Origin of the sequence: Loktanella sp. M215, assembly GCF_021735925.1 — a bacterium.
GTDB lineage: Bacteria > Pseudomonadota > Alphaproteobacteria > Rhodobacterales > Rhodobacteraceae > Loktanella.
Genome location: NZ_WMEA01000004.1, coordinates 409,697 through 436,130 on the forward strand (window position 1 = coordinate 409,697; position 26,434 = coordinate 436,130).

The 26,434-nt window shown below is 57.6% G+C and carries 25 protein-coding genes and 3 pseudogenes; 19 read left to right on the forward strand and 9 right to left on the reverse strand.

Annotation, left to right across the window (positions count from 1 at the left end; all coding sequences use genetic code 11):
- Positions 1-59: 59 nt before the first annotated feature.
- Positions 60-524, reverse strand: coding sequence for a hypothetical protein (locus GLR48_RS22080; RefSeq protein WP_237065717.1), 465 nt, complete (start codon positions 522-524; stop codon positions 60-62).
- A 605-nt stretch (positions 525-1,129) separates the two neighbouring features.
- Here GLR48_RS22080 and GLR48_RS22085 point away from each other — a divergent pair.
- From GLR48_RS22085 to GLR48_RS22100, 4 genes and pseudogenes are all read left to right on the forward strand, one after another.
- Positions 1,130-1,984 carry an alpha/beta hydrolase gene (locus tag GLR48_RS22085; protein WP_237065719.1) on the forward strand — a complete coding sequence of 285 codons (855 nt, stop codon included), beginning with the start codon at positions 1,130-1,132 and terminating at the stop codon, positions 1,982-1,984.
- Positions 1,985-2,138: 154 nt separating this feature from the next.
- On the forward strand, positions 2,139-2,846 hold the full coding sequence (locus tag GLR48_RS22090) for a haloacid dehalogenase type II (RefSeq protein ID WP_237065721.1): 708 nt from the start codon (positions 2,139-2,141) through the stop codon (positions 2,844-2,846).
- 343 nt (positions 2,847-3,189) lie between these two features.
- Entirely contained in the window at positions 3,190-3,924 is a 735-nt protein-coding gene (locus tag GLR48_RS22095) for a transporter substrate-binding domain-containing protein (protein WP_237065723.1), read from the forward strand.
- A gap of 4 nt (positions 3,925-3,928) precedes the next feature.
- Positions 3,929-4,369: pseudogene (locus GLR48_RS22100) on the forward strand (amino acid ABC transporter permease); the annotation flags it as partial.
- 1,017 nt (positions 4,370-5,386) lie between these two features.
- Here the strand turns inward: GLR48_RS22100 and GLR48_RS22105 are convergent.
- Positions 5,387-5,917 (reverse strand): MgtC/SapB family protein, encoded by a 531-nt coding sequence (locus tag GLR48_RS22105; RefSeq protein WP_237065725.1) that lies wholly within the window; start codon positions 5,915-5,917, stop codon positions 5,387-5,389.
- 293 nt (positions 5,918-6,210) lie between these two features.
- On the opposite strand from GLR48_RS22105, the gene GLR48_RS22110 reads away from it, so the two are divergent.
- The 5 genes from GLR48_RS22110 (at position 6,211) to GLR48_RS22130 (ending at position 10,038) form a co-directional block, all read left to right on the forward strand.
- Complete coding sequence (locus GLR48_RS22110) at positions 6,211-6,897, forward strand: SRPBCC family protein (protein ID WP_237065727.1); 687 nt, start codon at positions 6,211-6,213, stop codon at positions 6,895-6,897.
- A gap of 1 nt (position 6,898) precedes the next feature.
- Positions 6,899-8,080 carry a zinc-dependent alcohol dehydrogenase gene (locus GLR48_RS22115; RefSeq protein ID WP_237065729.1) on the forward strand — a complete coding sequence of 394 codons (1,182 nt, stop codon included), beginning with the start codon at positions 6,899-6,901 and terminating at the stop codon, positions 8,078-8,080.
- Between the two features lie 20 nt (positions 8,081-8,100).
- Positions 8,101-8,859: an SDR family NAD(P)-dependent oxidoreductase gene (locus tag GLR48_RS22120; RefSeq protein ID WP_336886672.1), complete on the forward strand. Its 759-nt coding sequence runs from the start codon at positions 8,101-8,103 to the stop codon at positions 8,857-8,859.
- A gap of 1 nt (position 8,860) precedes the next feature.
- Positions 8,861-9,646 (forward strand): SDR family NAD(P)-dependent oxidoreductase, encoded by a 786-nt coding sequence (locus GLR48_RS22125; RefSeq protein ID WP_237065319.1) that lies wholly within the window; start codon positions 8,861-8,863, stop codon positions 9,644-9,646.
- 176 nt (positions 9,647-9,822) lie between these two features.
- On the forward strand, positions 9,823-10,038 hold the full coding sequence (locus GLR48_RS22130; protein WP_237065734.1) for a hypothetical protein: 216 nt from the start codon (positions 9,823-9,825) through the stop codon (positions 10,036-10,038).
- A 55-nt stretch (positions 10,039-10,093) separates the two neighbouring features.
- On the opposite strand, the pseudogene GLR48_RS22135 reads toward GLR48_RS22130, so the two are convergent.
- Positions 10,094-11,290 (reverse strand): annotated as a pseudogene (locus GLR48_RS22135) (IS256 family transposase).
- A 153-nt stretch (positions 11,291-11,443) separates the two neighbouring features.
- On the opposite strand from GLR48_RS22135, the gene GLR48_RS22140 reads away from it, so the two are divergent.
- Both GLR48_RS22140 and GLR48_RS22145 read left to right on the forward strand, forming a co-directional pair.
- A complete protein-coding gene (locus GLR48_RS22140) occupies positions 11,444-12,460 on the forward strand; it encodes a cytochrome P450 (protein ID WP_237065736.1) in 1,017 nt (338 codons plus the stop codon).
- 589 nt (positions 12,461-13,049) lie between these two features.
- Positions 13,050-13,799 carry a Crp/Fnr family transcriptional regulator gene (locus GLR48_RS22145; RefSeq protein WP_237065738.1) on the forward strand — a complete coding sequence of 250 codons (750 nt, stop codon included), beginning with the start codon at positions 13,050-13,052 and terminating at the stop codon, positions 13,797-13,799.
- A 2-nt stretch (positions 13,800-13,801) separates the two neighbouring features.
- Here the strand turns inward: GLR48_RS22145 and GLR48_RS22150 are convergent, their stop codons facing one another.
- From GLR48_RS22150 to GLR48_RS22160, 3 genes are all read right to left on the reverse strand, one after another.
- Positions 13,802-14,191 carry a response regulator gene (locus GLR48_RS22150; protein ID WP_237065740.1) on the reverse strand — a complete coding sequence of 130 codons (390 nt, stop codon included), beginning with the start codon at positions 14,189-14,191 and terminating at the stop codon, positions 13,802-13,804.
- A 46-nt stretch (positions 14,192-14,237) separates the two neighbouring features.
- Positions 14,238-14,471: a hypothetical protein gene (locus GLR48_RS22155; RefSeq protein WP_237065742.1), complete on the reverse strand. Its 234-nt coding sequence runs from the start codon at positions 14,469-14,471 to the stop codon at positions 14,238-14,240.
- A gap of 96 nt (positions 14,472-14,567) precedes the next feature.
- Positions 14,568-14,771 (reverse strand): hypothetical protein, encoded by a 204-nt coding sequence (locus GLR48_RS22160; RefSeq protein WP_237065744.1) that lies wholly within the window; start codon positions 14,769-14,771, stop codon positions 14,568-14,570.
- A 591-nt stretch (positions 14,772-15,362) separates the two neighbouring features.
- On the opposite strand from GLR48_RS22160, the gene GLR48_RS22165 reads away from it, so the two are divergent.
- The 8 genes from GLR48_RS22165 (at position 15,363) to GLR48_RS22200 (ending at position 24,107) form a co-directional block, all read left to right on the forward strand.
- A complete protein-coding gene (locus GLR48_RS22165; protein WP_237065747.1) occupies positions 15,363-16,094 on the forward strand; it encodes a BON domain-containing protein in 732 nt (243 codons plus the stop codon).
- A gap of 133 nt (positions 16,095-16,227) precedes the next feature.
- A complete protein-coding gene (locus tag GLR48_RS22170) occupies positions 16,228-17,394 on the forward strand; it encodes an acetate/propionate family kinase (protein ID WP_237065748.1) in 1,167 nt (388 codons plus the stop codon).
- Entirely contained in the window at positions 17,391-19,700 is a 2,310-nt protein-coding gene (locus tag GLR48_RS22175; RefSeq protein WP_237065750.1) for a phosphoketolase family protein, read from the forward strand. The genes GLR48_RS22170 and GLR48_RS22175 overlap by 4 nt, the downstream gene beginning before the upstream one ends.
- A 165-nt stretch (positions 19,701-19,865) precedes the next feature.
- Positions 19,866-20,051, forward strand: a complete 186-nt coding sequence (locus GLR48_RS22180) for a DUF3008 family protein (protein WP_237065752.1) — start codon at positions 19,866-19,868, stop codon at positions 20,049-20,051.
- Positions 20,052-20,264: 213 nt separating this feature from the next.
- Positions 20,265-20,561, forward strand: coding sequence for a PRC-barrel domain-containing protein (locus GLR48_RS22185; RefSeq protein ID WP_237065754.1), 297 nt, complete (start codon positions 20,265-20,267; stop codon positions 20,559-20,561).
- 124 nt (positions 20,562-20,685) lie between these two features.
- Entirely contained in the window at positions 20,686-21,975 is a 1,290-nt protein-coding gene (locus tag GLR48_RS22190; RefSeq protein WP_237065756.1) for an SAM-dependent methyltransferase, read from the forward strand.
- 193 nt (positions 21,976-22,168) lie between these two features.
- Positions 22,169-22,624 (forward strand): DUF2231 domain-containing protein, encoded by a 456-nt coding sequence (locus GLR48_RS22195; RefSeq protein WP_237065758.1) that lies wholly within the window; start codon positions 22,169-22,171, stop codon positions 22,622-22,624.
- On the forward strand, positions 22,617-24,107 hold the full coding sequence (locus tag GLR48_RS22200; protein ID WP_237065759.1) for a PQQ-dependent sugar dehydrogenase: 1,491 nt from the start codon (positions 22,617-22,619) through the stop codon (positions 24,105-24,107). Before GLR48_RS22195 ends, GLR48_RS22200 begins: the two co-directional genes overlap by 8 nt.
- A gap of 367 nt (positions 24,108-24,474) precedes the next feature.
- Here GLR48_RS22200 and GLR48_RS22205 read toward each other — a convergent pair whose 3' ends face one another.
- From GLR48_RS22205 to istB, 3 genes and pseudogenes are all read right to left on the reverse strand, one after another.
- Positions 24,475-25,068, reverse strand: a complete 594-nt coding sequence (locus tag GLR48_RS22205) for a hypothetical protein (RefSeq protein ID WP_237065761.1) — start codon at positions 25,066-25,068, stop codon at positions 24,475-24,477.
- A gap of 115 nt (positions 25,069-25,183) precedes the next feature.
- A pseudogene (locus GLR48_RS22210) lies at positions 25,184-25,524 on the reverse strand (Crp/Fnr family transcriptional regulator); the annotation flags it as partial.
- A gap of 69 nt (positions 25,525-25,593) precedes the next feature.
- Entirely contained in the window at positions 25,594-26,391 is a 798-nt protein-coding gene (gene istB, locus GLR48_RS22215; RefSeq protein ID WP_272911661.1) for an IS21-like element helper ATPase IstB, read from the reverse strand.
- Positions 26,392-26,434 lie beyond the last annotated feature (43 nt).

Here is a 26,434-nt window from a genome sequence, read left to right on the forward strand (position 1 = left end):
GATGCCTCGCCTTTCTGGCCAATGACCCCGTCCTGAAAAGAGCGGGGTCGGGGTTGGCATCACATGGAGTCGTGCATCACATCCATCACCATCATATCTTCCTTGCCGACACAGGCCTCTTCCATCTTCATCATAGCCTCTTCGGTCATGGCACCGTCGGCTGCCATCGCCCCGTCGGCTGCCATCGCACCATCTGCGGGCATCGCTCCGTCAGCAGCCATCGCTCCGTCAGCAGCCATCGCGCCATCAGCAGCCATGGCACCATCGGTTGCAGGTGCTGCCTCGGTCGCCATCGCACCATCGGCGGGCATCGCGCCGTCAGCCGCCATCGCGTCGCCGGCCGGCATGTCCTTCATTGCCGTATCAATGGCTGTCGCTGCCGCCATCATCCCATCCATGTCCATCGCCATCAGTTCGGCGCAGGTCATTTTGCTGACGTCCATCTCGCTATGGGCGGCGGCAAACAGCGGTGACGCCGACAGCGCGACAAGGGTTGTAGTGCTCAGAAACAGATTGCGGATCATGATAGTCCTCCCGGATCGTGGCCGCGCTCCATGCACGTCCTCCTCAACAGATCATACGCCCGGCTTAAAAGTGCGGCGCAAATTTAATGCACGATCACCAGAACTTGAGATGCCGTCATCTCCCTTGAGAACTTCAAGCTCCGCCAGCACCTGCAAAAGGGGTACCACCCAAAATTTAGCTGTGAGCGCATCCAGGCGCCGAGTGTCCTACCAAGGTCCGCTGCGGAACTAGGTTTGTGTCAAATGGTTCTCCCGATTGCGGTAGCTCCTTACGACAAAACGCTCCACCGACTTTGCGCTGTGCACGTCCGGCAACGCACCTAAGGCGTCACGTAACCGTGAAGCCAAGGTATTGCGGCAACCTTCCATATGGACTGACCGTTGGGCCACTGAAACATTCCAGGAGACACCCAATGAATTCCTTTAGGACACTCGCGACAACAGTCACTTTGGCAACCATTCCAGCTTTTGCGTTCGCGCAGGACACCACCGCGCCGAACACAGATGTTCCCGAAGTCGTATAGGAAAAGACCACCCAAGAATTCATCGACAGCCTGAAAGGCTCTACTCCGATCAACCAGCTGCCCTATGACGAGGCCCGTCAGGTGCTGATCGACGCGCAGACAAAGGGCGACACCGCAATGCCCGATGCGGACGTACAGGAGATGACCCTGAATGTCGGCCCCACCGGCGAGGTCAAGGTTTATAAAGTTCGGCCCGCTGGTACCGAAGGCAAAACGCTGCCGGGCGTTGTTTACTTTCACGGCGGCGGTTGGGTGCTGGGGAACTTCACCACCCATGAGCGGCTGATGCGGGATATGGCGACGCAGACGAACGCGTCAATGGTATTTGTCGAATACAGTCCTGCGCCCGAGCAAAAACATCCTGTCCAGCTTGATCAGGATTATGCTGTTCTGCAGTACGTCTCGGAAAATGCCGCAGAGTTTGGCATTGATGCCAACCAACTTGCGATTGCAGGTGACTCCGTCGGCGGCCAGATGGCGGCCGTGACGGCCGTGCGCGCCAAGGCCGATGGCCCCGCGCTTGACGCAATGGTCATGTTTTACCCGGTCACCACCGCCGACCTGACCAGCCACTCCTATGAACTGTTCGCTGACGGCCCGTGGCTGTCCAAAGCCAGCATGGCGTGGTTCTGGGAAGCTTATCTGCCCGAGGGCACCGATAGTGCCGATCCGATGATTTCTCCGCTAAACTACGGCGCAGAAGATATCGCGGACCTACCGCCAGCGCTGGTCATCACCGATGCAAACGACGTGCTGCGGGATGAAGGCGAGGCCTTTGCATCAAAGCTGACATTGGCCGGGGTCGAAACGCAGAGCACGCGTTACGATTTTACGACGCATGATTTCGTGATGCTGAACGCCTATGCGCAAACGCCCGCGACAACAGCCGCGATCACCGAGGCCGCGAACTTCCTGAAGGATCACTTCACGAAGTAATGGCTCAGACGCTCCCGAAAGCCCGCCCTCTAATAGGGCGGGTTTTCAACCGGAAAAGCTCGGATCACGGCCCTTCCAGCACGTCCCGTTTCAATACTGACGGAACCAACCTGCAGCAGAGATCACCAGCCGTTTAATCCGATAGAGGACTCCCATGGCCCAAGCCCACTCCCCCTCCATTATCGTATTCGATGTCAACGAGACCCTTCTGGATCTGACGACACTGGAACCACTTTTTGAGCGGATGTTTGGGAAGGCCGGCATGATGCGGGAATGGTTCGCCCAACTCATCCTTTACTCCGAAGCGCTGACCCTGTCCGGTATTTACGTTCCGTTCGGCGACCTTGCCGCTGGCGCACTTCGGATGATCGGTGAAACATCCCACTTAACGGTGGCTGACGGAGATGTGGACGAGTTGGAATCACTCATCGGCGCGATGCCGGCCTATGCCGATGTGGCTCCAGCACTGGAGGCCTTGAAGGAGCGCGGATTTCGGCTGGTGACTTTGACGAACTCTGCGCCTGGCGCTGCACCGACGCCACTCGAACGGGCAGGCCTCGCAAATTACTTCGAGCGGACCTTCTCCGTGCAAGACGTCATGCGGTTCAAGCCTGCACCGGAAACCTACCGGCATGTGGCAAAGGAATTTGATGCCGAATTGTCCGACCTCTGCATGGTTGCCTGTCATCTCTGGGATACGATCGGCGCTCAGGCAGCAGGCTGCGCCGCCGCTTTGGTGAGGCGACCTGGAAACGCACCGATGCTCGTCCCAGGCGTGCCCACGCCCAACATCGTGGTCAATGACATGCATCAGCTCGCAACGGAGATCATTCAAAAATGGTCCAGGAATTTGATGGCGTAATTGGCTTTTAAAAAGGTACAGCGTTCTTACTGATGAGAACGTGGCATGTCGTGGAGAGCTTATTTGAGTCAGCACCCTTTGATATCGAACAAATCTAGGTTTATCCCTCAGATGTTCGAGACACCGGCGGCGCAGAAAACCGCGCATCTCAATCATCCCAGCTTTTACCCCAAGCCTTGCCAGTCCAGCTGACAGCGTTCCGCAATAGCGGCCAAAGCCGGAAAATGCTTCCGAACTCTCCGAGGTTCGTTTGTCGCCCGTCTTGACTGAGCAACTCCCATTGAAGCGGAAAACTACCATGTTACCTGTTATTCCATCACCGAATGTGGGAAAGGAACGAACCATGATGAAACCGATCGCAATCGCGGCCTTCGCGCTGGCCTCTACCCTTGGCACGGCACAGGCCGACACAATCAATGTCGGCATGTCGGGCGGCTATTTCCCCTTTATGTTCGTCAAGCTGGACGAATTGCAGGGGTTCGAGGTCGATTTCATGAACGCCGTCGCCGCAGAGACCGGCGACGACGTGAACTTCATCACCATGTCCTTCTCGGGTCTGATCGGCGCGCTGGATTCCGGTCGCATCGACACCATCACGTCGGACCGCGAGGCGAAGTTCGCCTTTTCGCAGCCTTACGTCTTTGACGGCGCGCAGGTCGTGGTGAAGGCGGGCAACGAGGACACGATCACCGGCCCCGCCGACCTGTCAGGCAAGACCGTCGCCGTGAACCTCGGGTCCAACTTCGAAGAGCTGCTGAACGCGCTGCCCAATGCCGCCGATATCGACATCAGGACCTATGAAAGCAACATCGCGCAGGACACGGCCCTTGGCCGCGTCGATGCCTTCGTGATGGACCGCGTCTCCTCTGCCCAGCTGATCGCGGAAAGCCCCCTGCCGCTGGCCCTCGCAGGCAAGCCGTTCAGCGAAATCCGCAACGCCCTGCCCTTCCGCAACGACGACGCGGGCAAGGCGCTGCGCGACCGGGTCGATGCCGCCATCACCACGCTGAAGGACAACGGCACGCTTGCCGAAATCTCGAACAAGTGGTTCGGCACCGATATCACGGTCGCAGAGTAGAACCATGCGGGCGCTCGACGTCGACTACATGGTGAGTCTGGTGCCCGTCCTGCTGGGCTACGTCCCACTGACGCTGTTCATGGCCTTCATTGGCATGATCTGTGCCTTGGTACTGGCCTCGGTCATGGCTGTGGAACGGGTGTTCCGCATCCCCGTCCTCGACTGGGTCGTGCGGCTCTTCATCAGCTTCTTTCGCGGCACGCCGCTGCTGGTGCAGCTTTTTCTGTTCTACTACGGCCTGCCGCAGGTGTTTGCCTTTATCGGCAACATCAACGGCGTGACCGCCACGATCATGGGTCTGACGCTGCATTTTTCAGCCTACATGGCCGAAAGCATCCGCGCCGCGATCCTTGGCGTCAACCGCAGCCAGTGGGAGGCCTCGCAGGCCGTCGGCATGACCCAAGGCCAGATGATGCGCCAGATCATCCTGCCAAACTCCCGACGACCTTCACTCTGGCCGTCGACCGCCGGTCCAAAAGCGGGCGAATGGCAGCGTCGACATCCCCGAAGAAGCCAAAGGCGCGCACATGGCTTGTGATCCAGTCCGGCAGTGATTGGGTCCACGTCGCGTCAGCATACGTGTAATTCGAGGCCCCCAGCGTGGCGACAAACAGTTGTGCCGTGCGCACCTCACCGCTCTTGGGATCGATCACATCGATCGTGTGTCCTGCGCCATCGACGAACAGACGCTCCCCGGCCGGATGACGCTGGCGCATCACTGGCGACAGCTTGCCTTCCCACCGGGTATAAAGCTCGCAAAACCGGGAACAGCCGTAGCCTCAGGATGGTCGGAGCGATATTCTTCCCATAACAGTGACAGCGTCACGCCCTTGCAGCGCAACTCGCGGCGACACGTTGGGTGTTCTGGTCGGCCCCATCAAACAGACGACGCTCGAGGTCCGTGTCGGACATCTCTGGGGGCAGTGGCCAGCTCAGGCCCAACTCAGCGGCACGATCAAGATAGCCCTGAAAGGTGGTGCGCCCGATCGCCAGGCTCGCCGCAATTTGACGTCGACAGACCCTCGGATGACAGCCTTAACACATCTCGTATTTTCCGCATCGGCATTCTCTTCATCGGGCTTCCTTCGTGCCAAAAGGGCGGAAGGCAGCCGGTTACAGATTGCCTCGCAGCAGCACGTCACAGGGGTGGGCGCATACCCCGGAATCGGTGGGCGGATGAAATCGGAACGGGTGGGCGCATCAAATCGGAATACGCAGAGGAGCTGAAGGCGTCTCTGGGGCGCTGCCGTTATGACCGTGGCACGGCCAAGTCCATCCACATGCTCCGGGAACGCCACCAGAGACGTACCTCGGGGCATGCTAATGGATCGGTATGATATCGGTTTGATAAGGGGACGCCCGGTGTCCTCGGACACTACCAAGAGATGATGGGGGACCTGGGTCACGCCCCAATTCTGAAATGGACAAGAGTCGCTGCTCACATGTTGCGCAGACGATTGCTTTAAAATCTTTCGATGGACTTCAGAAGTCCGATGATGAAAATCGCCAAAGCTGTCGCAAGCACTGCGATCAGCCAAACGCCCAGACCCGCCGCAGTTCCGATTGCCGCGGCAAGCCAGAGGCTAGCGCCGGTTGTCAGACCTTTGACTTCACCGCGCGTGAAGACAATAAGGCCTGCCGCTAGAAAGGCCACGCCGCCCGTCACAGCCTCGATCATGCGGATCGGGTCGAGGCGCACGTTGTCCCCGAAATCCTGTCCGACTAGATCCAGCGCCAGCAGGCAGTAGCAGGCCGAAGATAATCCCACCAGCATGTGCGTCCTAAGGCCGGCAGCTTGATCATTGCTTTCGCGTTCAAAGCCGATGACTGATGTCAAGACCACGGCGCCGATGATCCGAAACATCAGGACGGGCCAAGGCAGACTGCTGTGGCCCGAAAATTCGTGTGAAAGTGCATCGATGATGTTTGCCATTACACGTGCGAACTGCCCGAGATCCCTTTCAGTTCCATGCCGCCGGAATTTCAAAGCCAAGTTTGCGACGCCACCATCACAGGTGCTCAGGCGATTTGACCAGATAATTCAGCTTTGAAATGGTAGTTTTCGCTTCTGCCCGGAAACAGAGCACGTCGGCCAGCAAGACTGTGAGTCTGAATTAACTTCAATAGCTTTATTCACTTTAAGGCATCTCGGTGGAACGATCTGCCCGAGAGTGCATTGTGCATGTAGAGTTTCCGCGTTCGTTGTTCCATTGATACTCGGTAACACGGGCGTCCCCTTATTAATCCGATATCATACCGATCCATAAGCATGCCCGGAGGTACGTCATGGTAGATCGTAGCATTGGAAAATGGCGCAATGCTGATTCTGGTCCATCAAGGGCCGGTGGCCATTCACAAGCTGTGTGGCTCACGCTTGGAATGGCCGCCCTCATCGGGACCGCAGGACTATTTGCCCTTGCACGCTCCAAGAGCGACAATCTGGATAGATTTCCAGACGACGCGCCCGGTCGGACCGCCCGACAATCGTACTTTGGAAATTTTGCCGTTACCGGAAAAACCGTGACGATCGGCAAGCCTCGTCATGAGGTCTACGATTTCTATCGCAATTTCGGCAACCTCGCCAGATTCATGGAAAACATCACATCCGTACGGACCGTCGGCGACCTGTGCCACTGGGAGATCGATGCGCCGGGCCAGAGCGTGGAAATTGTCACCCGGATCGTCTCCGATCGAGCCGGCGAAGAAATCGCGTGGTCATCGACGGAAGGCTCTCAGATCGAAACCCGTGGCAAGGTGTTGTTTCGCGATGCGCCTGGCGAACGGGGCACTGAAGTCGAGGCTATAATTGCCTATGATCCCCCGGCCGGAACACTGGGTCGCATGGTTGCCAAGCTCTTTCAGCGCGAGCCAAGTGTTCAGGGTCGCAGAGACCTTAAGCGGCTCAAGATGATCATGGAAACCGGAGAGATCGCGACAAACCGAAATCGCAAAACCGAACAGGAAGGTCAGTGAAATGCGCGCTTTGACTTGGCAGGGAAAGCACGACGTCCGGGTGGAAACGTTGCCCGATCCTGAAATCGTCAACCCACGTGATGCGATCATCGAAGTGACCTCGACTGCGATCTGTGGGTCTGATCTGCACCTCTACGATGCCGTCATACCTGGGCTGAAATCCGGCGATATTCTGGGTCATGAATTCATGGGCCGTGTGGTCGACGTGGGGCCGGGTAGTACGTTGCAAAAGGGCCAGCGGGTTGTCGTGCCCTTCACGATTTCCTGTGGGGGGTGCTTTCACTGCAAGCAACTGCAATTCTCTGCCTGCGCCAATTCCAATCCTGTCGACAACCAGGATCTGACTGAACCGCTTTACGGTCATGCGTTGAGCGGGCTTTTTGGATATTCGCATCTGACCGGAGGTTATCCCGGTGGTCAGGCGGAATACGTTCGTGTGCCCTACTCCGACGTCGGACCCATCGTGATCCCCGACGGGATGGAGGACGATGACGTGTTGTTCCTGTCCGATATTCTACCAACCGGCTGGATGGCCGCGGAAAACGCCCAGATTGAACAGGGTGACACGGTCGCCGTTTGGGGGTGTGGGCCCGTCGGACTGTTCGCAATCCAAAGTGCCCTGCTGATGGGCGCGCACAAGGTGATCGCCATCGATCATTATCCCAATCGCCTGAAACTGGCCCGTGACCTTGGTGCCGATGTCATCGACTACAAACAGACCCATGTTCTCGAGGCCCTGATGGAAATGTCAGGTGGCATGGGGCCCGATGCTGTGATCGACGCCGTCGGTATGGAAAGTCACGGCATGACGCCCGATGCGGTCATGGATGATATCAAGCAGACCGTCGGGATTGGGGCCGATGGTGGTCACGCGCTGAGAGAAGCGATTTTGGCCGTCCGCAAAGGGGGACGTGTCTCGATCCCGGGTGTCTATGGCGGATTCCTCGACAAGTTTCCGTTAGGCGCCATGATGGAAAAGGGTCTGCAGATCCGGACCGGTCAGACCCACGTGCAACGTTACCTCAAGGAGCTTTTGCAACGCATCGGTGAAGGGCAGATCGACAGCCGCTTTATGATCTCGCACCGTCTCCCGCTGGAAGACGCCGCACGGGGGTACGAAAATTTCCGCTATAACCAGAATGATTGGACTAAGGTCGTTCTGAAGCCGAGCACAGCGTCATGAGTACCGCACAATTGGCCGTCGTGACCGGCGCCTCGACCGGCATTGGTCTTGAGCTGGCAAAGCGGTTTGCATTGTACGGGCACGACCTGATTGTCTGCGCCAATGAATCCCGGATCGTAGAGGTGGCAGAACAATTACGCACGCAGGTCAATGTTGAGGTGGTCGAAGCCGACACGGGGACAAGAGCGGGTATCGATGCGTTGTGGTCCGCGATCGGGGACCGGGACGTCGATTACCTGTGCGCCAATGCCGGTATCGGGCTGGGTCATGCCTTCCTTGAACAGGACTGGGACGACGTCAAACCCGTGATCGATCTGAACGTCGCCGGCACCACGGCGCTCTTGCACCGGACGATCCGGAAAATGCGCCAACGTGGCGAGGGACGTATTCTCATTACCGGCTCCATCGCAGGGTTAATGCCCGGTAGCTTTCAGGCGGTATACAACGCGACGAAGGCCTATCTCGACAACCTGAGCTGGGCCTTGCGGAACGAAGTGCAGGACACCGGTATTACCGTGACCTGCCTGATGCCCGGACCAACGGATACGGAATTTTTCAGCCGTGCCGGGATGGAGGACACGCCCGTCGGCCAAAGCGACGGCAAGGCCGATCCCGCGGCCGTGGCGAAGGCTGGTTATGACGCGATGATGCGCGGCAGCAGCGGCGTCACGCCCGGCATGATGAACAAGATCCAGGCCGCGATGGCCAATATCCTGCCAGACAGCGTCATGGCGCAGCTTCACCGCCGGATGGCCGAGCCAAACAGCGGAGGGAAATAACATGTCGACGAAGGGTTTTGCCGTTGTCACCGGTGCATCCAGCGGTATCGGGTATCAACTGGCCCGCATCGCGGTCGAAGACGGCTACGACCTGCTGATCTGCGCGGATGAGCCTCAGATTGAGGAGGCTGCCGAGAAGTTGCGCCGCCTTGGCGGGATCATCGAGGCTGTGCAGACCGACCTTGCAACAGCTGACGGCATGACCGCGCTGTGGGACAGGATCGGCGAGCGCGAACCCGACCTGTTTTTTGCCAACGCTGGCCGCGCCCTTGGCCGGGCGTTTCACGAACAGGACTGGGACGATGTCGAAGCATTGATTGACCTCAACATCTTTCAGACAACCAATACGCTGCACCGTGTCGGACAGCGTATGGCCAGGCGGGGTCAGGGTCGCATTCTGGTCACAGGCTCTATCGGTGGCTATGTGCCGGGACCCTACGACGCCGTCTATGACGCGACCAAGGCCTATATCAACAGCCTGTGCGCTGCGCTCGGCGATGAATGGGAGGGCAACGGCGTCACGTTGACATGCCTGATGCCGGGACCTGTAGAAACGAAGATCTTTGACCGTAACGATCTCGGCGATACGCCCATCGGTCGCAGCGACAACAAGGATGATCCCACGCAGGTCGCGCGTGCGGGCTATGATGCCATGATGCGTGGTGATCGCGCCAAGGTCCCCGGTGTCGCGTGGACGGTATCAAAAATGCTTTCTGGCATCGTGCCTGGCAGCATAAAGGCCATGCTGCACAGGAGCCAGGTGGAGCCTGATGGCAAAAGCAAGTAAACGTGACGACACTTTATGAAAACATCAGGCGATATAGATTTTGTACGTGCCTTCAATCAGATAGCGGACGCAGTTAATGCAGCACTTCATGATTGTTGACGGTGCACTGCCACCCCACCAACACGGCTGATGGAACTCAGCTGGTTTGCCTGATCTCAAGATGGATATCTCAACCGATGGCACCGTTTGACAGCACTCTGCACCTGCGACGCGACCCCTACCGCTTTGTCGGCAAAACATGCGCCAAAATCGGCAGTGACGCGTTCAAATCGCGCTTGATGCTGGAACCGACAGTATTCCTGAGCGGCGTGGAGGCGGCGCGCTTTTTCTACGATACGACCGTATTCAAACGCCACGGCGCGGCACCCGGCTTTCTCAAGAAGACGTTGTGATCGTGTCCCAATGCTTGGTGTAAGAAGCGCGACCCTTGGAGAGGTCCGAGACTGATCAGGAGGCCACGGCGGGCAGCCTGACGGTTGGATTGTCGGTTACGCGTGCGAGAGTTTCAAGCGACATGTAGCGCCGCGCCACGGCCCATTCGTCGTTGGTCTCCAACATGAGCGCACCGACCAGCCTTATGATTGAGGCATCGTTTGGAAATATCCCGATGACATCGGCCCGTCGCTTGATCTCACGGTTTACCCGTTCGAGTGGATTTGTTGATGCGATCTGCGTCCAATGCTCGCGGGGGAAGGACATGTAAGCCAGCACATCGTCGCGCGAGGTATCCATAAGGGCACCAAGCTTGGGCTGTTTTTCGCGGAGCGCGTCGGCGACAACATCCCACTGCGCCTCGGCTTCAACCTTGGTGTCCTAGGCGAAGATCGTCTTCAGCATCGCCGCGACAGCCATGCGTTGCTTGGCCGGCGCATGGGCGAGCGCGTTCCGCATCCAGTGAACGCGGCACCTCTGTTGAGTGGCATTGAAGACGCGGCGCGCGGCGGCCCTCAGTCCCTTGTGGTCATCGGCGATTACGAGTTTCACGCCGCGGAGCCCACGGTCAGCAAGGCTGCGGAGAAAGTCGGTCCAGAAGGTCTCCGCTTCGGACGGGCCGGTGGCAACGCCCAGCACTTCGCGCTTGCCGTCCTCGTTCACCGCCACGGCCACTATCACGGCACGGCTGACGATCCGCCCGCCCTCACGCACCTTGAGGTAGGTGACATCCAGCCAGAGGTAGGGCCAGGCTCCTTCCAGCGGCCGGGTCAGGAAAGCGTTCACCCGGTCATCAATCTCAGCACACAGGCGGCTGACCTGGCTCTTGGACATGCCGCCTGCGCCCATGGCCTTCACAAGATCATCGACCGAGCGGGTGGAAATCCCTTGAACATAAGCCTCCTGAATGACCGCAACCAACGCCTTCTCAGCGGTGCGCCGAGGCTCCAGGAAGCTCGGCAGGTAGCTGCCTTTACGCAGCTTCGGGATCTCCAGCGAGATCCGCCCCGCACGCGTATCCCAATCCCGTTCCCGGTATCCGTTGCGCTGAACCTCGCGCAGGGGCGAGCGCGTGCCCTTCGCAACACCCGTGTGCAGTTCCACCTCCACCTCCATGATCCGCTCAGCTGCGTAGGACAGCATCTCGCGCACCAGATCCGTGTCAGCCTGCTTTTCAATCAGCGCGATCAGCGCCATTCTGTCGTCGGTCATCGTCGTCTTCTCCGGTTATGGTTACAGGTCTCGCAACCCGAACCTTCTCCGAAAATCGGCGGTGACCGCCAGCATTACCGCCGGCCGCGCGCTGCGCTACGCCGGAGGCTCCGCGCGCGGCCTCTTACACCAACTGGTGGGACACGGCCGACGTTGTTTGGCGAAGGTGGTGTTCAGGGGCTTGACGACGCGGCACATCGGCACCGCAAAGCGTTGTTCCTTGACCTTGTTGGTCCGGGCCGCACTGACGATCTGACCCTACAAACAGTTGCCGCCATAGATGCACTTCTGCGAGAACCGGGACGGATCGTCCTGCAGAATGCGTTTGAACGTATTTTGACACGGAGTGTTTGCGACTGGGTGGGCGCGCCGCTGACCGATGCGGAAATTCCCGCGCACAGCCGGATGCTGTCGCATCTCTTCGAACATGCGGGTACTGTCGATCATCGCCAGCTTCTTGCACGGCGGGCGCGCAAACGCGCGGACCGCTGGGCTGCGGAAAGGATTGCTGACGCCCGGTCTGGCGGAGCAGCGACACGGACCGGATCGGTCGTTGACCGAATTGCTCAGTGGCGTGATCTGGAGGGCAATTTGCTCGATGAGCATGTCGCAGCAGTCGAATTAATCAATGTGCTCCGGCCCTTCGTGGCCGTCTCGGCTTTTCTGACTTTTGTCGCTGTGGCACTCGCCACCCGCCCGCTGGAAGTTTCGGCTTTGCGTCTCGACCCTGCATACACCCTATTGTTTGTTCAGGAAGTCCGGCGGACTGCTCCGTTCTTTCCGCTCCTCGCGGCACGGGCGCGTGCTCGGACGCAATGGCGCAAACATGACATCGCAGCAAATGGGCTCGTTGCATTGGACATCTGGGGCACCAACCGGGATTACAAGGTGTGGGATGATCCTGACATCTTTCGCCCAGACCGCTTCAGGACATGGTCCGGTGATCCCTTTACGATGATCCCGCAAGGGGGCGGCGACCATGCGGCCAATCACCGATGCCCCGGCGAATGGGTCACGCAAGATCTGATGGTTGCGGCAACGCGCATTCTGATTGAGCGAATTGATTGGCGGACACTACCAGATCAAAATCTTGACCTCGATATGTACAGACTGCCCGCCCTTCCCAAAGATAACGTTATTATTGAGATTCCTAAGAGATCACACCCATAAATAAGTACCTGCGGCACTTTCCAATAACATGCCCGTCTCAAAGACAGTATTGCGGCAGAGTGAAGAGGCTGCACGATACGTGTTCGACCGGTGAAGCGTCGCCAGCCAACTCGCGTCGAGTTACGCAGGCTCAGAACGGTCCGTCGTGATGTGGACTGAGTTTCCGCCCAGACCTTCAATGTGCGTGCGGGGTGCCGATAATGCCTGATAGCGTTTTCACTGGGGCACCTTTTTTAACGACGTCAACCATCCGGATGTAGCTGGCAAATCGTACGAAATCGTACATCCTATTGTTTTAGGAATCTGTTTTGTCAGGATGCCGACAGGAGCATCTGCAAAAAGTTATCGGATCACCTAAGGTCTCGTACTTATATTGCATTACCCCGAAATTTGATATGCAGGTGCTCCGACCTCTTGCCCGACGATCAATAGATCGAGGATCAAGGATTTCGGAGCCAAAGCGTCCCTATTTGATTTCTGGTAAAATTTTCAGGGACGGCTAGTGTACACCCAGTGGGCGTCACATGGTCCGGGCGACGCCGAATAAACGGTCTTGCGTCCAGCGCTCTTTCAATCGGAGAGCGTATCTATGGCAAAACGTCTGACCTGCCCCCCGGGACAAAATAATCTTATCCATACTCTGCCCCGCGACGATCGCGCTTTGCTTGAGCCTCACCTCAAGCAGGTGATTTTGGAAAGAGGGTTCGTTTTGGAAGAGCCGGATCAGGCCATCGCTCTGGTCTACTTTCCGACGTCCGGCGTCGGCTCCACCGTTGCCTTTACGGACACTGGACGCCTGATCGAGGTCGGGCTGTTTGGCAACGAAGGGATGTCGGGAACGCCGGTCACGTTGCAGGCGTCTCACTCGCCCCATCAATCGTTCATGCAAGTTGCCGGCGAAGGATTCGCGATCGACGCCAGCACATTGCGGACCCTTCTGGACCAGAACCCGACGCTACAGCGCCACCTGCTGCGTTACGTGCAGGTCATGATCACCCAGACATCGCAGACGGCCCTGTCGAACGGACAGTCCAAGCTGGAGGAGCGGCTGGCACGGTGGCTCCTGATGTGTCATGACCGAACCAGAGGTGACATCATGGAACTGACGCATGAGTTCTTGTCGGTCATGCTTGGTGTCCGCCGCGCGGGTGTGACAGTCGCAATCCATCTGCTTGAAGGCAAAGGGCTGATCCGCGCCAACCGTGGACAGATTATCATACTGGACCGGCATGAGCTGGAGGACCTCGCTCAAAGCGCCTATGGCACCTCGGAGGCCGAATATGCGCGGCTGATCGGGTTCTCGCCTGCCGAAAACGTGGAGAAGACTGAACAGCGCTGATCTCAAGAGCCATCTGACACAGAACCCCGCGACGGGCCGCTGAAAAGGTTATGAACAATGCTGCCAACACGGCCCACGACTCTTGGCGCGATTTGCGGCTTCAGAATAAGCGGGACATGCCGGAATTCCGGCAAGATCTCCTCTCTTTCGTAACTCGTAAAAAATACGAAGGGAATACCAAGAGCGTTCAGTCGGCGTGCTGCGTCATAACTGAGTCCGTCCGCAAGTTCGACGTTTAGGAGAGCCAGATCGAACTCTACTTGCCCGATGAGATGTAAGGTTTCGGCAAGCGACGACGCTACCCCCGCAATCTGCAGGCCTTGGCGGATCAATTCACAAGTGACATCCGCGGCCACAATAATATCGTCTTCGGCCAAAAGAATTCGGTACATCGCGTTTTGGTCTTAATTATTGATTGCCATGGGGGACCCGCGCACCTTACGATCGTCGTTTTTCAAGATGAGTCAGCCCATTGGTGATAATGCCAAGAGGTATACCGGACGCCCGGCTCATTTCGTCGGCGGTGAGGCCCAGATCGACAAACGTTACCAAAATCTTGCCTAAAAATGCTTCGCATTCCGAACGCGAACTCATCTCGAAAAGATCAAGGGTCACCGGGCGCTTCTCGTGCGCGGGCAAAGCATGAGCGCAAGGCACATCGAAGTTCATCATCTTGTTACTCCGAGCTTACAAAGCTTTTCTGACTAACGAGCCGCAACAAGGGAGCACGCAGTCCAGCAGATTATCGTTGTCACGTAGCTGCAAGCGTCAGTCGCTGATCATTGAGAAAAAGCGGGAGCGAATGAACGCCTGCGCTGCAGCCACCACATCAACCGTATCGCTCACCGCAGACCGTCCTGGGGACATACCCGCTTTTCGAACGCCCTGAAAATCACACTGGCTGAAGTCACCCTCTGGGCTGACGCCGCGGACAGACAGTGAAAAATTCAAAACTCTCTGATCATCAACCATATCAATACCCCCATCTCAAAGGATTGTCTTTGGCAGAGCAGCTGTTTCAGCATGTGAACGTATAGGGATTAACATATCGGCTGACTTTGTGTCAACGTCAGTACGAATTCGTACCAAGATTGGTATCGCTGATTAAATGAAGTCAGCATAATTATATATATACTTTAAGGTTTAGCTCAAAAAATAGGATTATTCCAAAAAGTTGGCCAAGTCCTTATTATCTCGCCGTCTCGGTCCGGAAGCCTGAGATTCCCGTGGCGCATGGCCTTTTCAATGGGTTTTGCAGGACAAGAGCCATGTAGGTGTTATGGCCCTTTCCCGTCGTGGGGCTGCAATTAACTGGTTTGGGGATGACAAATGAGGCTATCACTGGCCAGATGTCTGCCACTTCACGTCCAAAGGGTCTATTTGATGGAGTTTGGTTCAGTATTGACATCACTGCTCCGGACACGTCGTTTCATATTGGCGGATTATAGCTCAGTTCGAAACCGTACATTTGGGAACCAGACCCTCCTTTATAAATTTGGTTCTTCGAGTGCGACGCCATGCGAGCGCACTTCACTATCGGCAACGCTAAAGGAGGAATGACCGATGCCTGATCGTTATGGAAATCAATCCGGGCGGACCCGCAGCCGCAATGAGGGCCGCGACGGTCCTGCATATGGACCGGATCGCGGCGAGAACGAACATCGCAATATGCAAGGCGGGTCCGGCACCTATACAGACGGCTCCGGAACCTCCGATCGTGATGAGGGTCACGTCAGCGGTCCCGAATGGATTGGCAACATCGGCGACATGCAACGCAGCCGCTACGCCGATCGTGACGACAATAGCCAGAGGAAATTTGATCCGCAGTCGGACCGTGGCTATCGGGGTCGACCCGGGCGCGATGACGACCCCGACTATTACCGTAGTACCCCCCCCCGCGGCAGGGGTTACGACCGTTCCGATAAAAGGTCTGATCGTGAATTTATGGACCGGGCCTCGGACGAGGTCTCATCCTGGTTCGGGGATGATGATGCAGAACGCCGACGCGAGGCGGATCATCGCGGGCGCGGCCCGAAAGGCTATCAGCGTTCCGACACACGGATCGAGGAGGATATCAACGACCGCCTGACGGAAGATCCGGATATTGACCCATCGGACATTGAGATCAAGGTCGACGCTGGAGAGGTCACACTCGACGGTACCGTCGACTCAAAACGCGCCAAGCGCCATGCTGAGGATTGCTGCGACAGCGTGTCCGGCGTGAAACATGTTCAAAACAACCTGCGTGTCAAAGACAAAAACGCGGAAGGCGCCACACCCTCGACGGGGCTCTGATCACGTATAAATCCGCTTAGCTCGCCGCCCACCGCCGGACGGCGGGCGGCACTTGAGACGACAGGCATCGGCATCAGCCCCGGCACTGCCGAAGTCGTGCTTTGTCTCAATCGTCCGACGACAGGAAGAAACGATGGTTGATATCCTCTGTCTGAATGTTGGCTCCTCAAGCCTGTCGTTTGTCGCATTCAGCGAAACATCCGCAGGATTGACGCAATTGGCCGACGGGGGTGTCGATCTGTCCCGTGAGGCGTCCCTACAGATAAACGTCGAAGACAAATCTGGCATGAAGTTCATCGTCCCCGATCCGTCTGACTTTGACGACGCCGTACTCGGGATCATTGATAAACTGAAGTCGGCGGCTGTTTTGGGATCAGGCTACGTCGTCTCGCATCGCGTCGTTCACGGGGGCAACCGAACATGTGCGGCAGAATGGCTGACGCCAGATCTCGCACAGCAACTCGATCTGCTGACGCCGCTCGCTCCTCTCCACCAACGTAAGGCTCTGGGACCGGCCCAGACCATTGCAAAGCAACACCCCCATACACCGCAGGTTGCGGTCTATGATTCCAGCTTTCATGCCACCCTGCCCGACCTTGCCCGTGCTCTTCCCCTGCCGGATGCGCCCGCTCTTCAGGGCATCCGCCGGTTCGGGTTTCACGGGCTGTCCTATGCCTGGGTTGCACGGTACATGGCTGAGGTCGCTCCGTCCCGCAGGCGCATTGTGGCACTGCACCTCTCCGGAGGCTGCAGCGCCTGCGCGATGAAAGACGGTCGCAGCATCGACACAACAATGGGCGCAACCCCACTTGACGGACCTATGATGGGAACACGTTCGGGCGCTGTGGACCCCGGGCTCGTGCTTTATCTTCTGCAGGCCCGCAATCTCACCCCCGACGATGTGGCACACATGCTGTGGCACGAGAGCGGACTGAAAGGCGTGTCCGGCATCAGCAACGATCTGCGCGATCTGTTGCCTTCCGACGACCCTCGCGCCGAACGTGCCACCGGTCTGTTCTGCCGAAAAGTTGCGAAAGCCGTGGCCGAAATGACGGTGAGCCTGGGGGCGCTCGATGCACTGGTATTTACCGGCGGGATCGGTGCCGAGCAGCCCCGGATTCGCGAAAGAATATGCGCAGACCTGGCCGTCTTCGGGATCCAGCTGGTGCCGGAAGCCAATGAGGCTTGCGCAGAACTGCTGACAGCCCCGGATGCCTTCATTGAGGTGCGCGCCGTCGCCTCTCAGGAAGAATTGATCATGGCTCAGGAGACCCAGAACCTGATGCGGAGCGCCCGATGACCGACATGCTCAAGCGCATTGATGCCTGGTGGCGCGCCGCGAATTACCTCGCGGCTGCCCAGATTTACCTGATGGACAATCCTCTCCTGAACCGCCCGCTTGAGCGCGATGACATCAAGCCCCGACTCTTGGGGCACTGGGGTACGTCGCCCGGTCTGAACTTCGTGCAAGCACATCTGAACCGAATCATCATAGATCGCGATCTGGACATGCTGTTCATCGTAGGGCCCGGCCACGGTGCTCCTGCCGTCCTGGCCAATGCGTGGCTCGATGGCAGCTATTCCGAAACTTACCCCGATGTAGGACAGGACGAAACCGGTCTGCGCCTTCTGTTTCGTCAGTTCTCTTTTCCCGGAGGCGTACCCAGTCACGCGGCCCCTCCCACGCCCGGCTCAATCCACGAGGGCGGTGAACTTGGCTATGCCCTGGCGCACGCCATCGGGGCCGCCCTCGACAATCCGGACCTCACCGTGGCCTGCGTCATCGGCGATGGCGAAGCGGAAACAGCGGCCATGGCAACGAGTTGGCAATCACATCGCTTCCTGCTTCCGGGGCGTGATGGCGCGGTTTTACCCATATTGCATCTGAACGGCTACCGCATCGCCGCACCGACCGTGATGGGACGGATGACCAATGCGGATCTCTGCGCCATGTTTACTGGTTTGGGCTGGGCACCTTGTATCGTCTCTGGCGACGATCCTGACGTCATGCATCGTTTCATGGCTGAAACACTCGACCGCGTGTGTGACGTGCACGCTGCCATCCGTGCCGGCAAAGCGGAACGCTGGCCCATGATCGTGTTGCGTAGCCCGAAAGGCTGGACGGGTCCCGACGTGGTGGACGGTTTGCAGGTCGAAGGCACATTCCGCGCCCATCAAGTACCGCTGACCGAGGTCCGCGAGAATGAGGCGCATCGGGTTCAACTCGCAGACTGGCTGCAAAGTTACGATCCGGCGGCTCTGTTCCCCGACGGCCGTCCCAATGCCGACATCCGTGCGTTGGCGCCCCGCGGTCCGCACCGGATCGGGGCCAATCCACACGCCAACGGTGGCCGCCTGCTGCGTTCGCTTGACCTGCCGGACCCTGCGTCTCAGGCACTCACCTTGGACGCGCCCGGCGGGACGACGGCGAGTGCGACGCATCAGCTGGGAAAATGGCTGGCCGACGTCATGCGCCGCAATCCCCACAATTTCCGCCTCTTCGGTCCGGACGAGACCCAATCCAACAAGCTCGACCCGGTGTTCCAGGTGACGGCCCGGAAGGCTACGGGAGAGGTGAAGCCTTCGGATGTCGACGTGACCGCGGATGGCCGGGTCATGGAAGTGCTGAGCGAACATCTCTGCGAAGGGTGGCTGGAAGGCTACCTGCTGACAGGACGGCACGGGCTGTTCAACAGCTACGAGGCCTTTATCCATATCGTCTCATCCATGGTGAACCAGCATATCAAATGGCTGCGCAGCGCCAGGGAGGTCCCATGGCGCGCACCCATCGCTTCACTAAATTACCTGCTGACGAGCCATGTCTGGCGGCAGGATCACAACGGATTCAGCCATCAGGACCCCGGGTTTCTTGACCACCTCGCGACCAAAGGGGCGGACCTTGTCACTCTTTGGCTCCCGCCGGACGCAAATACGTTTCTGCACGTCGCCGACACCGCCCTGCGAAGCCGCAATCGGGTCAATGTCATCGTCGCAGGTAAGCAAGTCGAGCCGCAGTGGCTGGACATTGCCTCGGCCCGAGACCATGTCGCGGCCGGTTTCGGGGTATGGGCGTGGGCCGCGAATGATAACGATCCCGAGGTCGTATTGGCGGCCGCCGGCGATGTGCCAACCCTCGAGATGCTGGCTGCCGTGCATATTCTGCGCGATTACCTACCCGACCTGCGGCTGCGTGTTGTCAATGTCGTAGCTTTGATGGCGCTGCAACCCTCACCCCTTAATCCGGACGGGGCACCGGACGCGCAGTTTGATGGCTGCTTTACGACCGACAGGCCGGTCATTTTCGCCTTCCATGGCTATCCGGGTCTGATCCACGAATTGACCTACCGCCGCACCGGGCACGCCAATTTCCATGTTCATGGCTACGCCGAGAAAGGTTCGACAACGACGCCATTCGACATGACCGTCCTGAATGGTATCGACCGCTTTACGCTGGCCCTTGATGCGGTGACCCGAAGTGGCCGCGAAGGGTCGGAGGTAGAGCGTTTGCGCTATTACTGTCACGGCTGCCTTGCAGCTCACCACGTCTATATCCGTGCGCATGGCGAAGACCTGCCAGCCATTGTTGATTGGCGCTGGAGGGTCTGAACCAGATCTTCCTTTGGCCCAGCCGTACGAAAGGGCAAGGCTGACCCGTTCCGACGCCTGCTTTGGCTGCGCTTGATGCTTCGGAACAATTAGCCGCATTACCTCGTTACTAAAACGTTTCAGCGCCGTCATCCCGGCGGTGCCCGTACCGGGAGGGTACGCAGAATGCCTGCCAAATCCAAAGCACAACAAAAGGCTGCCGGTGCAGCCCTCTCCGCAAAGCGCGGCGATACGAATGTCAGCGACCTGGAAGGCGCTGCAAAGGACATTTACGACTCAATGACGGAAGAAGAACTGAAGGACTTTGCGGAAACATCGCGCAAAGGGAAACCTGAGCACAGCTCCGATTGATCGCGACAGGTCAACCCGGCTTAACGCGTAAGATAACTTTGTACAGTTCCGCACACACTCCTTGGGTGAGGAACCATTTTCTGCAAATCCCGTTGGACCCAGAGAAATGTGCGAATGGAGGAGCGGCCCGCTGACGTCAATCCGAGGCTTTCGCAATCATGAATGTTTATCATGATTGACAGGACGTGAGGCTATAAAATCGTGGAGGTTCAGGTGGAATATTCAAAGTACACGCCTCTTTGCGCCCAGGAGGTTTATTCCCTGAAAATTGAAGGGGCCAGCGTCTATGGGCCTGATGACAGCAAGGTTGGTGACGTGTCTCACGTCAGACCAACAGGACAACAGGCTCAGGTTATTATAAAAGTTGGCGGGTACAAAGGATTTGGTACAAAAGCAGTTGCCTTGAAACTTGCAGAATTGAATTTTATGCGCAGCACGGATGGTGATATTATTGCAGTGACGCCTAGAACAGGCAGCGAATTAAAGCATCTCCCACTATATCAGGAATGATGGGACATTGTGAATTTGCAGCTTTTCAGCAAGCAGGCCTTGACCTCACAAGGATGTCGCTTTTTCATTCCGCTCACTAGACAATTTTGAAGGATCAAAGAGCAGCAAATCTAAGGACGGAAAAATGTGGAAAGCGCTTTTGGACAGAGCCTTGCGCAGACTAATTGTCACGGGATCGCTCGGGATTACATGGCCCGACAAAACGACGACTGTCTATGGCAAGACCAACAAGATTACGCCCGATCCCGTCATACAGGCGAGGATACACGATCCCGATCTCCCGCGGCGGCTTATCTTCAGCCCCGACAAGGCCCTTGGCGATGCTTATACTGACGGGCACCTCACCTTGAAAAATGACGATTTGGACGGATTGCTGGCGCTTCTTTTACGCAATCGCCAACTGGGTCACACCACTCTGCTCATGGATGCCGTGCGAAGGATTTCGAATCCATTGCAGCATACCCTGGCCCGTAACCCATTGCGAAAATCGCGTGAGAACGCTGCGCATCATTATAATCTGTCGTCCAAGCTTTACGATTTGTTTCTCGACAGTGATCGCCAATACTCTTGCGCTTATTTTTCAGATCCAGAGATGAGTCTGGATGCCGCGCAGGAGGCCAAGAAACATCATATTGCCCGCAAACTCTGCATTCGGCCCGGGGATCGCATTCTCGATATTGGCTGTGGCTGGGGCGGCATGGCCCTGACGCTGGCCAAGGACTACGGTGTCAGGGTGGTCGGCATCACCCTGTCCGATGAGCAGCACCGGATAGCTCTCGCACGGGTGGACGCCGCCGGACTGTCAGACCGGATCGAGATCCGTCTGCAGGATTATCGGGACGTCCAGGGACCTTATGAGCGCATTGTCTCAGTTGGCATGCTGGAGCATGTGGGCGCACCGCATTTCCAGGACTATTTCGCAAAGGTTCGCGATCTACTGACATCGGACGGCGTGGCACTCATCCATACCATCGGAACGGCCACACCGCCGCGAGCCACGAGCGCCTGGATCCGGGCAAATATTTTTCCTGGCGGCTACCTTCCTGCGATGTCGGAAATCCAGCGTGCCGTCGAGGGCAACCGGCTATGCACCACGGATGTCGAAGTCCTTCGTTTTCATTATGCATACACTCTTCATCACTGGCGCAAGCGGTTTGAAGCGCACACGAACGAGGTCCGCACTCTGTACGACGACCGGTTTGTGCGGATGTGGCGGTACTATCTGACGGCCTCCGAACGCTCTTTCATCGATGAGCGTTTGGTGGTTTTCCAATTCCAACTGGCATCCGACAAAAAGAACGTCCCTTTAACACGGGACTATCTTTATTCTGATACCCAAGAACGTGAGGTGGCAGAAAGACTGTACCCGGGTAGATTTCATGTGCAGGGGGAAAGGCAACTCGAATCCGTCTGATATCTTCTTGTCAAGATTTTTCGCCGGTTCGGTGGCTTCCTTGTCAATTAAGACAACAAGACTGGTCTTTTAATTTGCATCCTCCCCCTGCCCCATCGTGTCAACCGTATCTATCCTGCAGCAGGGTTTAGCTGGAACCGTTACTACTCTCTCACGTTAATAATTCCTAACAGACTGGATTGGATAATTTGTTATGAGTGACATACAACCAAAGTCCACAGCCGCCATTGCAGGCCATCCTGTTCACGGCATGCTGGTGGTTTTTCCCATTGTGTGCTTCATCCTCGCGCTCGTCACCGATCTTGCGTATTGGCAAACCAGTAACCTGATGTGGCAGCAATTCAGCGCCTGGCTGCTTTTCGCTGGGTTGGTCTTCGGCGGGTTTGCAGCCCTTGCAGGAATTATAGATGTGGTCGCTAATCCGCAGATACGCGCGATCCCGCGGGTCTGGCCGCATGCGATTGGCAATATTGTCGTACTCCTCTTGGCCCTCTTGAACAGTCTGGTCCACGCAAGAGACGGCTGGACGGGCGTGGTGCCTTGGGGATTGACGTTGTCTGCACTGACCGTAGCACTCATGCTTGTCACAGCATGGCTGGGCGCGTCCCTCGTTCACAGATACGGCGTGGGAGTATCGCACCATGGTTGACTACGAGCGCTCTTTTACCGCCCGGCTGCTCGCGGCGTGCCTTACGGCGTCCCTTGCTGTGCCGGCTCTCGCGGAAAGTGAAGATTTCGATGTGGCGAGGCAGATTGGTGCTGCTCCGGTTCTGCCCGCTCCCCAGCAGTCGTTGCTGCCCAGTACGAAGGTAGCTGAAGTCATCGGCTGGAACGGTGGACAGACACCAACGGTGCCCGAGGGCCTGACGATTACATCTTACGCCACTGATCTGGTGAACCCGCGTACCGTTCATACTCTTCCCAATGGCGATGTTCTGGTTGTGCAGGGCCAGAAGCCACCCGGAGAACCGAAGTCGCGGCCCAAGGATTACATCAGGGGTTGGATCATGGCGATGGCACATGGCTCTGGCGAGGATACATCCAAGAAGGACAGCAACCTGATTACCCTGTTGCAGGATACCAACCGGGACGGTGTTGTCGACAATCGGGTCGATCTGTTGACGGGGCTGAACGCGCCGTTCGGCGTCGCATGGATCGATGACACTCTTTACGTGGCAGCGACCGATGCGATTCTGTCCTATCCATTTCCCCTGGGTCAGACGCAGATCACCGCAGCCCCGACTGTTCTGACTCTACTGCCGGGCGGGCCAATCGATCATCACTGGACCAAGGATCTCGCCCTCAGCCCGGATGGCACAAAGCTTTACGTCGGTATCGGATCGAATTCGAACATCGTGGAAAATGGCCTGGAAGCAGAGCGCGGACGCGCCGCCATTTGGGAGGTCGACCGCATGTCAGGCGCAAGTCGCCCTTATGCCACAGGTCTGCGGAACCCCAACGGCCTGACGTTTGAACAAGATACTGGGACACTTTGGGCCGTTATCAATGAACGAGACGAGTTGGGGCCGAACCTCGTGCCGGATTACATGACATCCGTCACCGATGGAGCGTTCTATGGCTGGCCCTGGAGCTATTACGGCAACCACGTTGATATGCGCGTGCATCCCCAGCGCCCGGATATGGTGGCCAAAGCCATCGCACCCGACTACGCTCTGTCCAGTCATGTGGCCCCCCTCGGTATGACCTTTACCATGAATTCCGCTATGCCTGAGACCTATGCCAATGGCGCATTCGTCGGCGAGCACGGCAGCTGGAACCGCGACAGCTTTCATGGATACAAAGTAGTTTATATTCCGTTTACGGACGGCGAGCCCTCAGGCAAGGCTGTCGATGTCGTTACGGGATTTCTAGATGGTGACGCGACTCGTGGTCGCCCCGTCGGTGTCGGACTCGACGGTACCGGAGCATTGCTGATTGCGGACGATGTGGGCAATACTGTTTGGCGTGTGGCCGCCTCAGACGGAAGTGTGACACCACAGATCGTCGCGACCGACGGCGTTCAGGCGGCGACTGTGAAATCCGGTGTAGAACCGAACGCTTCACAAGTTCCCTCCACGAGCATTGCCGGTCCTTCATCTCCTGCTGGGACGACGGATGAAATCGCGCGCTAAACCGGTGCTCGTCTCATGTTCTGCGGCTGCAATGCAACTTCGGGAAAAGTCATCCTTATCCTCATGTTCATTGGGTTAAGTTCCTTCAGAATGTGAAACTGATTGCGATGCGACCATTCAGTCTACCACCACATTAAGAACAACGGGCAAGCCTTTAGTGAGCGTGGTTTTCCATACGAAAAAATGGCTCAGCGATGTCGCGAAAATCGTCGCTTTTAACAGCTTATCGGAGATTTCAACGAAAGCGTCCGACAAAATATCAATGATACCGGATTAAGAGCGCAAATAATGGAATACAGATATCCTTGGATCCTGCAGGTCGCGTCGTGACGCCACCTGCATAGTCTACTTTTTGATCTGTTGACGATCAGTTTGTGGCGCTGCCGGTATTGGTGCAGATCGCCACAACGGCCATGACCGTGTCGGAGGACGTACTGTCCATGCTGCCACTCGTCACGTCGGTACTGGTTGTTGCGCCACCATCGGTCGACGTTGCGCTATCCGTCGCGGGAGCATTGGTGGAGGCAGTATTTTCGGTTGCCATACTGCCATCGCTCGACGCGGTCGCATCAGAGGTCCCGTCGGACGGCATCGTGCCATCCATTGTGGCAGTGCCATCAGAATTTGCGGTCGCATCGGATTGCGTGTCCGTCGTCGGTGCATCCGTCGCCATCGTGCCTGTCGAAGTGCTGTCAGTTGATGCAGCACCGCTGTCGGTTGCTCCGGAGGCAGCGGTGCCCGTCGTGCTACCGTCAGTGTCGCGGGTTGTACCCGCCCCCATGGCTCCCCCTCGCCCAGAGGTCGCCAGAGTCATCGCAGCCGCTTCCTGATCTACAGGTGCCAATGCCAGAAATTCCTCACAGGTCATCATCGCGCCGTTCGTATGGGCTGCAGCAAAAGCAGGTGCTGCAGCGGCGAGCATTGCAATCGCGCTGATGCCACTCAAAATTGTCAGTTTCATGTTCTAGTTCTCCTCACCAAAAGTGCGCAGGCCGAACGCGAGCGCATGCGAGGCAACGCCGAAACAGCCTAAAAGTTGCCGCCGCTCCATTGATCGAGACTTGAATAGCTGGCTTAAAGCCTTCCTGTTTTAGAATAGCAGGGAGATCCATGATTTCTGCCCGGCCTGCCCTCATGGAAACCAGGCCCGCTCCCTCAGTCTGCGCAGGGACCGGTTGATATGAACAGACGTCAGACCCAATGCATCGGCGAGGTGAAACTGCGTCAACGGGCAGGCGTATCCCGTTCGATCCGCCATGCCCACGAATGTCAGCCGTGACCAGAGTTCCAGCAGGAAATGAGCGAGGCGCTTGTCCGCGTCACGGCGGCCAAGCCTAACCAAGTGTTCGACAACCATCGCCTCGTCACGCGAGGCGGCCCACAGTATGGCCGTGGCCAGTCTGGGGGTTTCGGAGAAGGTGTAAATGCTGGATCAAATTTCCCCAGAAGTGCTGGCGTAAAATTCCCCACCTCACGGGTTCGGCGATCAGCCGGAGTATTGATTGGCGCCTCCGATTTTGGGCCGCCGGTCACGGCGTTTTGGCGGTGGCGGCGGTGTGATGTTGGCATGCGCCCGGGTATGCTCCGGGATCAGGTCTGCATGGTGGCGCAGCCGGTAGCTGGCCCCCTCGATCTGGACGACAACCGCATGGTGCAACAGGCGGTCGAGCAACGCAGTAGCGACGACGGGATCGCCAAAGATTTCGCCCCATTCCGCGAAGCCCCAGTTTGACGTCAGGATCATCGCACCCTTTTCGTATCGCGCGTTGACCAGCTGGAAGAACAGGTTGGCACCACCGCTGGTAATCAGCAGATAGCCGATCTCATCGACGATCAGCAGGGATGCCCGCGCATAGAACCGGATCTTCTCGACCAGGCGGCCTTCGCGGTCGGCTTTGCTCAAGGCCTCGATCAGCTCGGCCAAAGTGTTGCGATAGACACTCCGGCCGGCTTTCACGGCAGCGACACCGAGAGCTGTAGCGAGGTGGCTTTTGCCTGTGCCCGGTGGGCCGAGAAAGTGCAGCACCTCGGCCCGCCTGATGAACTCAAGCTGCGCCAGCGCCATGATACGGTGCCGATCCAGAGAAGGCTGGAATGAGAAGTCAAAGCTCTCCAGCGTCTTGATCGGCGTCAGGCGTGCGGTTCGCAATCCCACGCCGATGCGGCGGCCTTCCCTGAGGGTCAGTTCTTCGGCCAGCAGCTCGTCGATAGCCTCGATGGCGCTGATCTCGCCTTTTTCCAGGCGGCTGAGAGTCTGGTCCAGTGTTTCGAGGGCGCGGGCCATGTGCAAGCTGACGAGGCTTTGGCGAATGCGTTCGGTCACAGGG

What these genes read in the sequence shown, in the direction of transcription:
- GLR48_RS22080 (WP_237065717.1), bottom strand. Translation starts at nt 524, where the DNA reads ATGATCCGCAATCTGTTTCTGAGCACTACAACCCTTGTCGCGCTGTCG.
- GLR48_RS22090 (WP_237065721.1), top strand. Translation starts at nt 2,139, where the DNA reads ATGGCCCAAGCCCACTCCCCCTCCATTATCGTATTCGATGTCAACGAG.
- GLR48_RS22095 (WP_237065723.1), top strand. Translation starts at nt 3,190, where the DNA reads ATGATGAAACCGATCGCAATCGCGGCCTTCGCGCTGGCCTCTACCCTT.
- GLR48_RS22110 (WP_237065727.1), top strand. Translation starts at nt 6,211, where the DNA reads ATGGTAGATCGTAGCATTGGAAAATGGCGCAATGCTGATTCTGGTCCA.
- GLR48_RS22115 (WP_237065729.1), top strand. Translation starts at nt 6,899, where the DNA reads ATGCGCGCTTTGACTTGGCAGGGAAAGCACGACGTCCGGGTGGAAACG.
- GLR48_RS22125 (WP_237065319.1), top strand. Translation starts at nt 8,861, where the DNA reads ATGTCGACGAAGGGTTTTGCCGTTGTCACCGGTGCATCCAGCGGTATC.
- GLR48_RS22130 (WP_237065734.1), top strand. Translation starts at nt 9,823, where the DNA reads ATGGCACCGTTTGACAGCACTCTGCACCTGCGACGCGACCCCTACCGC.
- GLR48_RS22145 (WP_237065738.1), top strand. Translation starts at nt 13,050, where the DNA reads ATGGCAAAACGTCTGACCTGCCCCCCGGGACAAAATAATCTTATCCAT.
- GLR48_RS22150 (WP_237065740.1), bottom strand. Translation starts at nt 14,191, where the DNA reads ATGTACCGAATTCTTTTGGCCGAAGACGATATTATTGTGGCCGCGGAT.
- GLR48_RS22155 (WP_237065742.1), bottom strand. Translation starts at nt 14,471, where the DNA reads ATGATGAACTTCGATGTGCCTTGCGCTCATGCTTTGCCCGCGCACGAG.
- GLR48_RS22160 (WP_237065744.1), bottom strand. Translation starts at nt 14,771, where the DNA reads ATGGTTGATGATCAGAGAGTTTTGAATTTTTCACTGTCTGTCCGCGGC.
- GLR48_RS22165 (WP_237065747.1), top strand. Translation starts at nt 15,363, where the DNA reads ATGCCTGATCGTTATGGAAATCAATCCGGGCGGACCCGCAGCCGCAAT.
- GLR48_RS22170 (WP_237065748.1), top strand. Translation starts at nt 16,228, where the DNA reads ATGGTTGATATCCTCTGTCTGAATGTTGGCTCCTCAAGCCTGTCGTTT.
- GLR48_RS22175 (WP_237065750.1), top strand. Translation starts at nt 17,391, where the DNA reads ATGACCGACATGCTCAAGCGCATTGATGCCTGGTGGCGCGCCGCGAAT.
- GLR48_RS22180 (WP_237065752.1), top strand. Translation starts at nt 19,866, where the DNA reads ATGCCTGCCAAATCCAAAGCACAACAAAAGGCTGCCGGTGCAGCCCTC.
- GLR48_RS22190 (WP_237065756.1), top strand. Translation starts at nt 20,686, where the DNA reads ATGTGGAAAGCGCTTTTGGACAGAGCCTTGCGCAGACTAATTGTCACG.
- GLR48_RS22195 (WP_237065758.1), top strand. Translation starts at nt 22,169, where the DNA reads ATGAGTGACATACAACCAAAGTCCACAGCCGCCATTGCAGGCCATCCT.
- GLR48_RS22200 (WP_237065759.1), top strand. Translation starts at nt 22,617, where the DNA reads ATGGTTGACTACGAGCGCTCTTTTACCGCCCGGCTGCTCGCGGCGTGC.
- GLR48_RS22205 (WP_237065761.1), bottom strand. Translation starts at nt 25,068, where the DNA reads ATGAAACTGACAATTTTGAGTGGCATCAGCGCGATTGCAATGCTCGCC.
- istB (WP_272911661.1), bottom strand. Translation starts at nt 26,391, where the DNA reads ATGGCCCGCGCCCTCGAAACACTGGACCAGACTCTCAGCCGCCTGGAA.